Below are 723 nucleotides of genomic sequence, written 5' to 3' on the forward strand. Positions count from 1 at the left end.
GGACAGGCGCGCCCGGCGCCTGTCCGGGGGGCTGCACGGGACGGCCGGGCACCCCCGGCGCCATGTTTGGCGGCACCGGGCGCCCCGGCTCCGCGCCGGGCTGCGGCTGGGCACCGGGCTGCTGGGCATCGAGGCGCTGCACCGGACGTCCGGGTACGCCGGGCGCCATATTGGGCGGGGCAGGGCGTCCGGGCTCGGCGCCGGGCTGTGCGTCCGGGCGCTGGACCGGACGGCCCGGCACGCCGGGCGCGGCGTTGGGCGGCGGCGGTGACGCGCCGGCGCCGGGACGCTGGGTCGGGGCCTCGCGGTCGGGAGCGGCCTCACGGCGCTGCGCGGGGGTATCCGGCGCGCCCCCGGGGGCTGCGCGGTCCTGATCCGGCCCCCGGCGATTGCGATCGGGGCCGCGCTGCGGTTGCTCCGGTGCGTCCGGCGCCGGACGGTCCTGATCCCGCAGGCGGCGGTCCTGATCGGGCCCGCGCTGCGGCTGCACCGGACGTTCGGGATCCCCCCGCTGCGCGGGCGACGGATCGCGCTGCGCGGGCGGCCGGTCGGGGTTGCCGCGGTCCGGCCCGGGACGATCGTTCGCGCGTTTCTGGTCCGGCACCGGACGCTCGGGTGCCGCGCGGTCCCGGCTGTCCGGCTGGCGATCCGGTTGCCGCTCCTGCGCGGGCGGCCGGGGCGCGGGCCGCTGCTCCGGGGCACGCTCCCGCGGCAGCCCCAGGC

General features: G+C 81.6%; 2 protein-coding genes. Both read left to right on the top strand.

The window, feature by feature from the left end; all coding sequences use genetic code 11:
- Window positions 1-271: hypothetical protein (locus tag FV242_RS36240; protein WP_187278689.1), on the top strand; the 271-nt coding region annotated here is incomplete at its 5' end.
- Between the two features lie 141 nt (window positions 272-412).
- On the top strand, window positions 413-723 hold a 311-nt coding region (locus FV242_RS35275), incomplete at its 3' end, for a hypothetical protein (protein ID WP_210249002.1).

Source organism: Methylobacterium sp. WL64 (assembly GCF_008039945.1).
Lineage (GTDB): Bacteria > Pseudomonadota > Alphaproteobacteria > Rhizobiales > Beijerinckiaceae > Methylobacterium.